This window comes from Sulfurovum indicum (assembly GCF_014931715.1).
Lineage (GTDB): Bacteria > Campylobacterota > Campylobacteria > Campylobacterales > Sulfurovaceae > Sulfurovum > Sulfurovum indicum.
Map to the genome: position 1 here is coordinate 1,675,754 of NZ_CP063164.1, position 13,102 is coordinate 1,688,855.

General features: G+C 44.3%; 12 protein-coding genes and 1 riboswitch. Of the genes, 3 read left to right on the plus strand and 9 right to left on the minus strand.

The genetic code is table 11. From position 1 onward, the window contains the following. Window positions 1–74: 74 nt before the first annotated feature. From IMZ28_RS08275 to IMZ28_RS08285, 3 genes are all read left to right on the plus strand, one after another. The gene (locus IMZ28_RS08275; RefSeq protein ID WP_197548106.1) at window positions 75–2,552 is read left to right on the plus strand and encodes a [protein-PII] uridylyltransferase family protein; all 2,478 of its coding nucleotides are present in this window, start codon (window positions 75–77) and stop codon (window positions 2,550–2,552) included. Beyond that, window positions 2,553–4,361: a glutamine--fructose-6-phosphate transaminase (isomerizing) gene (gene glmS, locus IMZ28_RS08280; protein WP_197548107.1), complete on the plus strand. Its 1,809-nt coding sequence runs from the start codon at window positions 2,553–2,555 to the stop codon at window positions 4,359–4,361. Between the two features lie 79 nt (window positions 4,362–4,440). Next, window positions 4,441–5,220, plus strand: a complete 780-nt coding sequence (locus IMZ28_RS08285) for a peptidoglycan-binding domain-containing protein (RefSeq protein WP_197548108.1) — start codon at window positions 4,441–4,443, stop codon at window positions 5,218–5,220. 27 nt (window positions 5,221–5,247) lie between these two features. Here the strand turns inward: IMZ28_RS08285 and IMZ28_RS08290 are convergent, their stop codons facing one another. The 9 genes from IMZ28_RS08290 to IMZ28_RS08330 form a co-directional block, all read right to left on the minus strand. Then, entirely contained in the window at window positions 5,248–5,979 is a 732-nt protein-coding gene (locus tag IMZ28_RS08290) for a choline/ethanolamine kinase family protein (RefSeq protein ID WP_197548109.1), read from the minus strand. After that, window positions 5,954–6,568: a nicotinamide riboside transporter PnuC gene (gene pnuC / locus IMZ28_RS08295; RefSeq protein ID WP_197548110.1), complete on the minus strand. Its 615-nt coding sequence runs from the start codon at window positions 6,566–6,568 to the stop codon at window positions 5,954–5,956. Before pnuC ends, IMZ28_RS08290 begins: the two co-directional genes overlap by 26 nt. Next, entirely contained in the window at window positions 6,568–6,822 is a 255-nt protein-coding gene (locus tag IMZ28_RS08300; RefSeq protein ID WP_197548111.1) for a thiamine-binding protein, read from the minus strand. Before IMZ28_RS08300 ends, pnuC begins: the two co-directional genes overlap by 1 nt. Window positions 6,823–6,835: 13 nt before the next feature. Further along, window positions 6,836–8,905, minus strand: a complete 2,070-nt coding sequence (locus tag IMZ28_RS08305) for a TonB-dependent receptor (RefSeq protein WP_197548112.1) — start codon at window positions 8,903–8,905, stop codon at window positions 6,836–6,838. A 50-nt stretch (window positions 8,906–8,955) separates the two neighbouring features. Beyond that, window positions 8,956–9,050, minus strand: a riboswitch (TPP riboswitch). A 40-nt stretch (window positions 9,051–9,090) separates the two neighbouring features. After that, on the minus strand, window positions 9,091–9,900 hold the full coding sequence (gene thiD / locus IMZ28_RS08310) for a bifunctional hydroxymethylpyrimidine kinase/phosphomethylpyrimidine kinase (RefSeq protein ID WP_197548113.1): 810 nt from the start codon (window positions 9,898–9,900) through the stop codon (window positions 9,091–9,093). After that, window positions 9,890–10,546, minus strand: a complete 657-nt coding sequence (gene thiE, locus IMZ28_RS08315) for a thiamine phosphate synthase (RefSeq protein ID WP_232087451.1) — start codon at window positions 10,544–10,546, stop codon at window positions 9,890–9,892. The genes thiD and thiE overlap by 11 nt, the downstream gene beginning before the upstream one ends. 116 nt (window positions 10,547–10,662) lie before the next feature. Continuing rightward, window positions 10,663–11,475 (minus strand): thiazole synthase, encoded by an 813-nt coding sequence (locus tag IMZ28_RS08320; protein ID WP_197548114.1) that lies wholly within the window; start codon window positions 11,473–11,475, stop codon window positions 10,663–10,665. 146 nt (window positions 11,476–11,621) lie between these two features. Continuing rightward, entirely contained in the window at window positions 11,622–11,822 is a 201-nt protein-coding gene (gene thiS / locus IMZ28_RS08325; RefSeq protein ID WP_197548115.1) for a sulfur carrier protein ThiS, read from the minus strand. Window positions 11,823–11,953: 131 nt separating this feature from the next. Next, complete coding sequence (locus tag IMZ28_RS08330) at window positions 11,954–13,063, minus strand: FAD-dependent oxidoreductase (RefSeq protein WP_197548116.1); 1,110 nt, start codon at window positions 13,061–13,063, stop codon at window positions 11,954–11,956. Window positions 13,064–13,102: the final 39 nt, after the last annotated feature.

The window sequence follows — 13,102 nt, forward strand, 5'->3', positions numbered from 1 at the left end:
AAAACCTGAGTTCAGCGGAGTGTAATACTTACTTACCGCACCAACTGAATAAACAGATAAGAGGGGTATAAAAGTTGGACAGTCTAAAACGTGAAATCGAGTCACTGCTGTATGAGAATGCACCTGACTTTGAGATTGCAAAAATATTGAAAAAGGATATCAAAGCCTACTTTGAAACACTGGAGGAGACCTTTGCTACTACCGGAGGAAAAGATTTTCTGGTCAAACATACCAAGAAGATCGATACTATTCTCAAACTCACCTACCAGATAGCACTGCGTTCAATGTTTGGAAATTATGCACCAATGAAAAACGCCATTCCCCTGGGCCTGGTTGCGCTGGGCAGTTACGGACGAGAACAGCTCTGTGTCTACTCGGATATCGATTTGATGCTCATCTACAAAGACATTCCCGGTTACAACACGAAGGAGTTCATAGAGAAGATCCTCTACATTCTCTGGGATACCGGTCTGAAAATGGGACACCGTGTCCATACTGTCGAAGAGCTGCTGGAGGTTTCCAAAACCGATATTACCATCAAAACTGCCCTTATCGAATCACGTTTTATCGAAGGTTCACACTTTATCTGGACTGAAACACAAAATGCTCTTTATCAGATACGACACGATGATATAAAAACCTTCATCAAGCTCAAACTTGATGAACAGGCACAAAAACACAGCAAGTTCCACTTGACCATGGAACCAAACCTTAAAGAGGGTGTAGGGGGATTCAGGGATGCCAATCTTGTTTTTTGGATCGGCAAAGTACTTTACAATGTGAATTCGATTAAGGACCTGCCTGCCCATATTGTTGAAGAGAAGGAGTATAAACCTTTCCGTGTAGCATTGGAATTTCTCTTCCGTGTGCGTTCTGCGCTGCATCTTGCCACACACAAGAAAGAGGACAAACTTCGACTTGAGCTCATTCCCTCCATTGCAAAGCTTCTCGGATATACAGAAGGCCGGGAAGGCCAAATGAAATTTGCAAGAAAAGTAACCGAGTCACTTAAGATTATCCGTCTCTACAGTACAATATGGCTGGAGAAACTCACCAGAGAATATATGAAACTACCTTCCAAAAAACGTTTTATCTACCCCAAGGGAAAAGATTTCAATGCCATGCTTAAACATCTCTGCAAAGAGGCTAAAACACCTTTCAGGGCACACCCTACCCTTTTACAGGCGCTTATCAATGCCGAACGTCCCGAACGTCCCGATAATGCTCTCTATGAGACTATTGCCATGATCTTCTATCAGCCGTATGCCTATTCTATTTTAAGTACACTCTCTTATGCCAGACTGCTGCGCTATACCATATCTCCCATCAAAAAGGTGGTCGATCTGCCGCAATTCGACGGCTATCACCAATATGCTGTTGACATACACTCTCTTCGCTGTCTCTATCATCTTGAACATATAGATGATTCCTCTGTTTTAGAGCTTTATGAACAGCTGAACAAAGATGAAAAAGCCATGTTGAAACTGGTGGTCTTTCTTCATGATGCCGGCAAAGGCCGAAAACGGGATCATCACTTTGTCGGAGCATCACTTTTCAAAATTTTTGCACAAAAACTGCATATGGATGAGGCACTGATAGAGACAGGAGAACGTCTCATACAGTACCATACCCTGATGAGCAAAGTAGCTCAAAGAGAGGACATTTACAATGAAAAGGTTATCTTCTCCTTTGCCTCACACTTTCCTACCAAAAAGCTTTTGGATATGATCTATATTCTTACCTATGCCGATATGAACGGTGTAAGCAAAGATACGTATAACTCCTTTAATGCAAAGTTGATCCGGACACTTTACAAGCATTCTCTTGAGGTACTGGGACGAACCTCAATTCTGGATGAAGCTGCAAAGCGTGCGAAAAAAGAGGAATCCCTGAAAAGAAAACCTTCATTCCAGGCATTGACTAAGAACCAGCAAAAGAAAATATTGCAAATGCCGTCAAATCTGCTTTTTTTACGCTATAGACCGGAACGCATTGTTGATATTTGCAAAAAAGCGTTTGAAACAACTGATTTCAGTTATCATATCAGTAATGAAGAGCATCTTACCATCGAGATTATACGTACAGACTCCATCAATCTCAGCTATCTATTGGGAAAACTCAGCAATCTTGAAGTGGTCAATATGGACATCAGTAAACTTTTTGACGAACTCAAATATTTCAAAATCGACTTTGCCGTCAAAGTAGACATCGAAGAGATACCACTAATCGAGAAGATCATTATTGACGCTTTTGATCCGGCAAAAAAAAGTATTGACAGAGTACCTCATATAAAAAAAGAAGATATAGACATTGACTGTGAACACTCAAAAACCTATGCGATTATGCATCTTCGAAGTAAAAACCAGAAAGGTCTTTTAGCATACATTATCAACCTTTTCGACGAGCTGGGTATAGATATTGTGACGGCAAAAGTGCATACCATCAAAAACCGGGTCCGTGATATGTTCCTTATCGAAAAGAATGGAAACTTTTGCCATAATACGGAACTCATTATAGAGAAATTGACAATCCAACAGAAGAAGGAAGTGTAAATGTGCGGAATTGTAGGGTATATCGGTCCCAAGGAGAAGAAAAAGATTCTTTTGGACGGCCTTCAGGAACTGGAGTACAGAGGGTATGATTCAGCAGGTATCGCTATTATTGAAGGAGAGAGGCTTAATAACTTCAAAGCCATAGGCAAACTCTCAAATCTGCGTGAAAAAACCAAAGAGTATCACAGTGAAGGTTTTGGTGTATCCATAGGACATACCCGCTGGGCTACACACGGGAAACCCACTGAACTCAATGCCCACCCACATCTGGGGAAGTACTCTTATGTCGTTCATAACGGGATCATAGAGAACTATCAGGAACTCAAAAAGGAGTTGCTCTCTGAGGGAGTCAACTTCCTGAGCCAGACCGACACAGAGACGATTGTTCACCTCTTTGAAAAATACAATAATGTCATCAGTGATCCTTTCAAAGCCTTTGAAAAAACCATTGAGCGCCTTGAAGGAGCCTACGCAACACTGCTTATTACAGAAGCGGCACCCGACACGATCTTCTTTGCTAAGAACGGCTCGCCTATGCTCATCGGATTTGACGAAGAAGAGGTCTATTTTGCTTCTTCTGATACACCGATCATAGGAAAAGCGACTGAAGTCTATTACCTTGAAGACGGTGAATACGGTTATGTGAAGGAGGGAAAGGTTCATCTTTTCAATGCAAATGGAGAGAAGCTATTCACAAAACAACCACTCAAAGCAGATAAAACATCCGCACAAAAAGAGGGTTACCGATTCTTCATGGAAAAAGAGATCTATGAGCAAAGTTACGTCATGATAGAAACGATGATGGGACGTGTTCTGGATGAAAATATCATTCTGGATGAACTGGATAAAGACTTTTTGGACGGGATCAATGCCATCAAAATCTGTGCCTGTGGTACATCCTACCACTCTGCGCTTACAGCAGCTTACCTCTTTGAACGCCTTGCCAAGATACGCTGTGATGTGGAGATCGCCTCTGAATTCCGCTATAAAGAACCGCTCTTGGGACAAGATACCCTTTTTATTACCATCTCCCAAAGTGGGGAAACCGCAGATACGCTGGAAGCACTCAAAATGGCAAAACGTGCAGGGCTAAAGAGTCTGAGTATCTGTAATGTGGACAACTCCTCCATTGTACGGGAAAGTGATGCTGCTATTCTTACCCGTGCAGGTATAGAAAAAGGTGTAGCAAGTACCAAGGCCTTTGCTACACAGACCATGGTACTGTGGATGCTGGCACTCTATGTTGGTCAGGAGAAAGCAACCATTGCACCGGAAGTACTTAAAACCGAGATCGATGCAATGCGCCACACTCCAAAAGCACTGACAGTCACAGATGAGCTGCATGCCAAACTGCACCGTCTGAGTAAACGCTATCTGCACGGACACGGTTTCTTCTTTATCGGACGAGACATCTTCTTCCCCCTTGCACTGGAAGGTGCACTTAAACTTAAAGAGATCAGTTACCTGCATGCGGAAGGGTATCCGGCAGGAGAGATGAAACATGGGCCTATCGCACTTGCCGATGCGGAGCTCTTTACCATTGCCCTGATGCCCAAGACAATGCATTACGAGAAGATCAAATCCAATGTGGAGGAGCTGAGTGCAAGAGATGCCACAATCTGTGCTATCTCACCTGAGCCATTTGATCTGGCTGATGATTTTATTCAAACACAATACTGCACCCATCCGATGATCGAGTTCTTTGAGATGATGGTGGTCACACAGCTGCTCGCTCTGGAGATCTCTATACGACTGGGGAACGATGTGGATATGCCTAGAAACCTGGCTAAGAGTGTTACCGTAGAGTAAACCGGAATTTCTATTTCGGGATTTGGGTTTAAGCATTTCTATCATACAATAAATCAAACAAGAGGAAAAGGAATACATCATGCACACAAACTATCTTAAAGTCGTACTTCTCGGGTCTTTGATAAGCGGACATACTCTCTATGCAGACTTTGCAGACGGAGTAGTTGGAGGTCTTGTAGGTGGTGCCGTTGGTTCTGTTATCACAAATGAAATATACAATAGCAATAAAGCATCCGAACCTGCCTATAGACCGGTTCAGAAAACAGCATCCCACCGGACACATAAAAGAGCTTCCGTACCAAAAATGACAGATGGAATGAAACTTCAAAAGGCACTGGCAGGTTTAGGCTTCTATCGTGGCCGAATCGATGGAGAAGTCAACTCTTTTGAGACAAGAACAGCTATCAAAGAACTCAACAATGCGTACCATATTGGTAATACCGCTTCTCTCAAACCTGAAGAGAAAGATACACTTATCTATCTGGGTACACTCTTTATGTTCGACCGCTACCTGATTGCACAGGGTAATGATAAAATAACACGTGGAAAACGCATTCAAACTGCCTTGAAAGTTTTAGGATTCTATTACGGAAAGATCGATGGTATTGTTGGAAGCGGTACACGCCGTGCCATTTCGGAATATCAGCAAGCTTATGGCCTTGGATACGGAAGCGGGCTTGACTTTGAAGCAGAATACCGGCTTATCAGTAATGCAAAAGCAAAAAATGAAAAGAACATCAATGATTCTATTGCCGCACTGAAAGCTATGGGACAACCGCCGGCAAAACCACAAAACGATATGCAAAAACAGACCCCAGAGATCATCAAACTTCAGACACAACCCGCACAGCAGTATTAGTCACAGTCCAACCACAAACACATCGCCTCAAAGTGATGGCGGTGTATTCATATCGAACCACTGTTCACAGAGTGAACGGTAGATTATCTTATAGGCTTCCAGCTTCTTTTGGTCTATCTTCACTTTATGCCTGAAATATCTTTTCAGAAAATAGATCTCATCTGCTTTCTTCAGACGGAACTCTTCGCAGACGGATGCAAGGTCAAAATATCTGTCATTGATACTCGCATATTCCCAATCGATCACCTTTACCCGGTTTCCGAAAAGTATATTCAAAGGATTGAGGTCGTTATGGGAGAGTACGTCATCATTGGCTGATCGTTCTGCACACCTCACCGCATTTCGAAGCTTTTTTCCTTTTATAACCAAGGAGCGTCTGGGATTGAACCGATGTGCTCTAAACCTTAATTTATGAAGTTTGTACACTGTGAGCGCCAGATGGTGAAGATCATATCTCGCAAGTCTCTTCCTATGAGTTCCTTCACTAAGGAACTCAGTGACCATAATATCGTTTGAAAGATCTAAAAAATATGGTTTGGCGGTCAGCTGCTTTTTGCCGGCTAAACGCTGCAAGCGATATTCACTTCTTCTGTCGATACCCTGCTGATTGAAATGACGTATCAGGTATTGTTTGTGTGATAATGTACTTGCAAGGTAGTTGTCGTTGCAGTATCCTTGAGAAGAAAGCCGATCCAAAGATAAAATCGGATCATCCTTAAAGAGAGAATAATGCTCAAGCAGAGTTTTTTTGATGTGCATGATATGCCTTACTCCAGCGGACATAGCCATAGAATGCCAGAATTACATAGATTACAAAAAGTACAATGGTTGCCAGATAGCCGGACTTGAAGTAGAGCACGACAGCAGTAGAGTCGATCACCATCCAGTAGAGCCAGTTCTCCAACACTTTTTTTGCCATCATCCAGGTGGCCATGCCGGAGAATACCATCACAAAGGCATCGTGGTAGGCGAACTTAGCTCCGGCATAGGTGGAGGTCAGATAGCCCAAACCCGCCGTACCAATGATGCCGAGTATAATAAAGACCAAATGATGTTTAAGCGACCACCGGCTGATCGCCAATGTCACGCCCTTCTCATCCTCTTTCCAAAGTATGAAACCGTAGACTGCCATGACCATGTAGTAGAAGTTGAGGATAGAAGAGGCCACCAGTGCCCCATCCCAGAAGATCACCGTGTAGATAAGTGTACTGACAAAGGCGAACGGCCATGCCCACTGGGATTCTTTGGCCGCGAGGATCACATAGGCGATGCCAAACAGGGTCGCAGCCACTTCCCAACCTGACATCTGTACGAAGGCACTACCTATGCTCTCAAATGAGAAGTCCATTAAAAACACCCCTTTCTGTCTTCTCCAACCAGTTTGATGACAAAAACCGACTGAGGGATCTTTTCAAAGACCGCTTTGATCTCTCTGTTGAGAAGATTCATAACTGTATCGTACTCACCGTAGATCTGTGTACTTAACTCCGTACAGACGATGTTGACCGTCCGCTCTTTTGCCAAAGCTTCGATGAATGCTGCAATAGGCTTTTCAAACTCACTTTTGAGCGGATACATACTGATATCTACGGAGATCTTCATGTGTTACTCCTTTTTAGAAGTCATATGATAGTGTAAACCCGAATGTCAAAGGATCACCCTGCTGGGTATATAGACTCTCTCCTTCAGGAAAGCCGTTATCAAAGTAGTACCCTCTGGTCTGATAGTCCGTATCAGTCAGGTTGCGTCCCCACAGGATTGCACTCCAGTTCCCATACATATACTCGATACTTGCATTCCACAGTGCATAGGGGTCAGACTTTTCATCATGTCCGTTGGAGAAGTAGTAGCTACCTCTTCCATCAACCGAAGTCTTAAAACGCCAGTTATCAAGGAACATGTAATCCAGTCCAATACTGTACTGATATTTTGGTGATTGTGCCGGTGCTCTTCCATCCTTGACTGTTCCGTCTACCGGATTATAAAACTCATCAAATTCAGCATGCAGCAGACCAAGACTTGCAAAAAGAAGCAGATTTTCATTTACTATATAGTCTACACTCTCTTCCAGTCCATAATAAGTACCTTTTTGTGCATTGAAAATATAGTCGGAAAACCTATCCGCACCGGTTACAGGGTTGTAATAAGAATAATATGTCCCTACCTGTTGATCTGTCCGTTTACCATAGAAAAGATTCAATCTGTTGTGCAGTTTGCCTTGCAGATAGGTTCCATTCACACCAAGATCGATGTTCCACAGTGTTTCAGTATCATAACGTTTAGGAAGTCCGCTGCTGTCTGTTACAGGATTGAATCCACCTGGTTTATAACCTCTTGAAAAGGTCAGATAATACAGATCCGTTTCACTTTCATGGTACTCCAAACCAATCTTCCCACCTACAAGGTTTTCCGTATCGTTGAATATAACGCTCTCAGAATCACTGTAATCTGTCTTCCACTGTTCAAGACGAAGGCCTGTCACAAGCATCCACTTGGGTGCCACCTCAATATCAAGCTGACCGTAAACTGCAACACTTTCTGCATCGTAATAACTTTTGAAAGGTACTGTAAGCCAAGTATAGTTCCGTACAAGGTCACTACTATACTCTCTATAGTAGGCACCGATCGTCCAGGCTGTCGAACCGTTAAAGAGCTTGCCATCCTCATCGGAAACAAGACGCAGATCGACATCAAATTGTTTCTTGGTTCTAAGATACTGGTCAGTCGAATCCCAGCCTCCATAATTCCACCCATCAGTCCAGTCCTCATCATAGCTGTACTCAAGGTCTGAGCTACTATAACTGAGTGACGTCACCATATGATAGGTACGCTTTATCTGATAAGTTGACTCTAACGCTACTGCATCAGTTTTCTGTGTATCTTTTCCTGGCTGATCCGCTTCAGATGTTCTTGTATTAAACCTGTTGAAAGCATCATATCCATTGTTTATATCCGTGTGCATATAAGTCAGGTCTATCGTATGGTTGCCTGAGACGATCCATCGCAGTTTTCCTTTAGCTGTCAGTTCATCGATATTGTTGGTATCATCCCTGTTCAGATAGGTATTGGTAATGTAACCGTCACTTTTATTACTGTAGATCGAAAATCTTGAAAGCAGTTTATCCTCTACTATCGGTGTATTGAGCGCTATACCGAAAGCTCTAGTATTGTAGTTCCCTATAGTCGTTTCAAGATGTCCGCCCGCTTCATTCGTCGGTTCATTAGTCTCAACATTGATCACCCCTGCAAGCGCATTGGCACCGAATGTTGTTCCCTGTGGACCGCGAAGAACCTCTATCTGCTTTACGTCAAACAGTGAAGCACTCAACGGTACATTGGAAAAATCAATTCCGTCGATAATAAGCCCTACTGAAGGGTTGACCGGTGTCTCAAACTGTCCTCTCTCTCCCATACCTCTTATCTGGATATACTTTGCTCTGGAAGCACCGGCAGAAAAGTTGACATTCGGTGTAGTTCCTACAACTTCAGCAAAAGGCTCGGTGACCTTGTCATAGAGTTTCTCTTCGCCGATCACGCTTACACTTGTCGCTGTCTGTGAAAGCTTTTCACTTCTGAAATCTGCCCCGATAACAATCGGATCAAGAGCAATCTCTTCTGCATAAAGCGTGCTGGCAGTCAAGATAGAGAGTGTGATACATGTGCGGGTAAAAATTGATGGTTTCATTGTTTCTCCTGTAAATGCCGGAGAAAAAGCGGTGAGAGTATAGACGACGGTCTGTTCACACCACTCTTCCTTCCGCCGGTATGATCCGGTTCAAGTTCTGCGGGTGGTTATCTCAGCCTTTTAAGCGGCACCCCGAGAGTGTTGATAATCCGTTTATACATCACAATAGATTTGAATAGGCTTAATCAAAAAATAGGTTCTTTTCTATTTGTATCAATAGTATGATACGCAAGCTGTAACGAATCTGCCTGTTGCAGCCTTGTGTAAAGGAACTCTTTTGAGCGTTTCACACTCTCGGTAAGACTTTCTCCCTGTGCCAAACAGGTAGCGATGGCTGATGAGAGAAAACAGCCTGTTCCATGCGTATGTGTCGTTTTTACACGTTGGGTACTAAAACGGGTAATACTTGCATCTTCCACCAGATGATCTACCGCTTTTTCTTCTATGGTGTGTCCTCCTTTAAGCAGTACGTTCCGTACACCAAGATCCAAAAGTCCCTGTGCCATCTGGGGTACCTCTTTGGCTGTCCCCTTAAACTCAGACCGTAACAGTACATTGGTTTCATTCAGGTTTGGAGTTACCAGCGTACAGAGAGGGAACAGGTCATTGACCATCATCTCAATTGCATTGTGTTCCAAAAGTATCTGTCCGCTGGAGCTTACAAGCACAGGGTCAAGCACGACATTGCCAAGCTGATAGCGCTCAATCATCTCTGAAACAACCTTGATCAATGCAGCATTGGCAAGCATGCCTATTTTGACTGCATCGACCTTCAGATCATCCAAGAGGGTTGTAAGCTGCAGGCGAAGCATCTTGGCAGAAACTGCTTCGACTCCACTCACACCTTTGGAATTTTGTGCCGTAAGCGCAGTGGTTGCACTGACAGCATAGCCGTTGAGTGCATGGATCGTCTTGGTATCAATCAATATGCCCGCACCCCCATATGGGTCAAATCCTGCGATCGTCAGAACTGTCGGAGTGTGATCAGATACCATAAGCCTCGAATACCCCAATAAGTGCTCCCGTCTTCTCTTTTGAAACATTATTACCCTCAAGTACCCCTGAGATCATTGCAATCCCGCTGGCAGCTTTGGTCTGTGCAACCTCTTTGATATTGTCAATTGTAATTCCTCCTATGGCCACCACAGGATACTCTACATGCTCTGCCCAGCGTTTCAGAAGATCTATACCGACAGGATCATAGGTCAACTCTTTTGAGATCGGTTCGAAAACCGGTCCAATTGCAAGATACGAAGGTTCAAAACCAAGTGCAATATCGATCTCTTTGGGAGTATGGGTACTGATACCAAGACGGATACCGGCATCAAGTATAGCTTGAACATCTGCTTCCTGAATATCTTCCTGTCCCAGATGGATACCATATGCCTGATGTTTAACAGCAAGCTCCCAGTAGTCATTGACAAAAAACCTTACATCAAATTCTCTTGATACTTTTATAGCCTCTACGATCTCATTCTCCAGCTCCATGCCCTGCATATCTTTGATACGCAGTTGTGCTGTAGTAATGCCGCACTCATAAAGCGGTCTGAGTTTTTCGGTTCTGTCTACAACCGGATAGATCCCAATCGGTCTGTCACCGCAGTCCGGAAATCGCATACGTTTCTCCTTTTGATATTCCATAGAGGTATCCCTTGTGGGTACCCCTCTTCCATTTTGGGCGACACAAGAGGTTGCCCCTACATTTTTGGTGTCTGTACAAAACATACAGCCATGACTCATTTAAAGAGCTTCCTGCATTATTTGTTCTGATGCCAAAACGGTGTCCCCACCGTCGGAGTGGAAGGAGAAGCGAATTCCCGCTCCTGCATCGCTCCTGCTTCATAACCCATACGCCCTGCTTTGACTGCCAGTGCAAACGCTTCTGCCATGCCAACAGGGTCTTGTGCCAATGCTACAGCAGAGTTAAGCAAAATACCGTCATAGCCAAGCTCCATTGCCTCTATGGCATGGGAGGGTTTTCCTATCCCTGCATCGATAATCAGCGGCAACTCGGGAAACGCTTCACGGATAGCTTTAAGGCTATATGGGTTCATCAGCCCTTTGCCTGAACCGATAGGCGAACCCCACGGCATCAGGATATTACATCCTGCATCAACCAGTTTTTTGGCAACAACAAGATCATCCGTCGTATAGGGGAATACCTCAAAGCCTTCTTTGACCAGTACCTTCGCAGCCTCGACCGTCTCATAGGGATCTGGCTGAAGGTTGTACTGGTCACCTATCACCTCCAGTTTGATCCAGTTGGTACCAAAGACTTCTCTTGCCATCTGGGCAATTGTGATCGCCTCTTTGGCAGAGTGGCACCCGGCAGTATTGGGCAGTACTTGAATATCCAACTCACGAATGATGTTCCAAAAGCCTTCACCCGCCTCTTTGTTGACCCCTTGTCTGCGCAGCGAGACTGTCACCACCTGAGCCCCAGAAGCCCTGATAGACTCTTCCATAATCGCAGGTGAAGGATAGAGTGCCGAACCGATGAACATTCTCGAGTTCAACTTCTTCCCGCCGATCTGCCAGCCGTTTTCATTTGTTTCCATCTGTTTTGTCATCTTACATCCCTCCTCGTTCCCATGCTTTGCGTGGGAATGCGTATTTCTGATACTGTTGAGTGTACGTTCCCACCCTCAGTATGGGGACAAGGTACACTTCTCTATCACTATCTGTACTGTCACTAACAACTGACAAACAAAGTTTGTCAACCACCACAAACCGGAGCAAGTATCTCCACCTCATCCCCCTCTTTCAATACCGTCTCCCGGTATTTATCCGATGGGATGAAGCTCATATTGACCGCCACTGCACCGATATTGCCGGTGTAGCCAAGCTGGTCCATAAGTGTAGCAACGGTTACGCTCTCTTCAAGCTCTTTACTTTCACCATTAACTGTAATATTCATTATTCTTTTCCTTTTGGAATCTAAGGCTCTCCTCGTTCCCATACTGAGCGCGGGAACGAGGTAAAAACACTCGATTTATCCAAATTTAACAAAAGTACTGCAAAGCAGTACCTGCCAACACTCTTCACCTTTTACGCTTCATTCTTCACTTGAAAAAGCCCTTCATTCAGGGCTTTTTCCACAATCGCCGGTGCCAGCAGATAACCATGTCTGTATAGCCCGTTGATACGGGTCAGGCCTTTTTCATTCTCGATGCGCGGCAGGTTGTCTTTGAATGCCGGACGGCAGTTGGTCTCGGAATTGACCACACGTGCTTCTCCGAAGTTAGGATGAACCGTATAGAGTGCTGAAAGCAGTTCCATACTGGAACGTACTGAAATAGGTGAAGTATCTTCACTCTCTATTTCAGTTGCCCCGATGATATAACGCTTGTAGCCGGTTGTTTGTGAAAGCTTACAATCCTTACAATACTCCAAGTCTATCCCTTCACAACCACTGCCTCTTGGTACGATGTAAAGTTTGTAACGCGGATGCATCAGACGGGTTGGACGGGAGATATCAATATCATTTGATTCCACCCACATAACCTCACCGCGTACACCACGCAGGTCTTTGAAATACTCTTTGGCACCTACACCACGGGTATCGAATACCCAGTCAAACTCCTCTACACTATCTTTAGTATATACTTTGCCAGCCTCTATCTTCTCAACCGGTGTGTATTCTCTAATACTGACATTCTCATAGCGGTCAAAATAGTTGACAGAAAATGCCATGAAACGCTGTGCATCAACCAAGCCTTCACTCGGAATGTAAAAACCTTTTTGATGGGTGTACAGGTCAGGCTCAAGCTTACTGATCTTTGTTCTGTCCAATACCTCTATGGAGCCTGCAGCATCAACTTTGCGCTGAAGCATTCCGATGAAATGCTCCAGCTCCCCCATATCCTGAGGATGGGCAGTAATCACTGTACCCTTTTGCTGGTACCCGTCAAAAAGTCCTATCTCCTTAAGCAGAGCGGGCCAAAGTGCTATAGAGCGATGACCAAGCTCAAAAATGACTGACTCTGCTGTTTCCATTTCTGCAAACGGAGCAAGCATTCCTGCTGCGGTAAAACCCGCTGCTGTGACCCCCTCTTTACTGTCTTTCTCAAAAAAAGTGATCCTATGGTTACCGGATTGAAGCAGATTTAGGGCGACCACTCTTCCTACCAGTCCGGCACCTGCGATGGCGATATTCATTCTCTCTTCCTTGCCATATTTTTTGGTATGTGGGAGGGA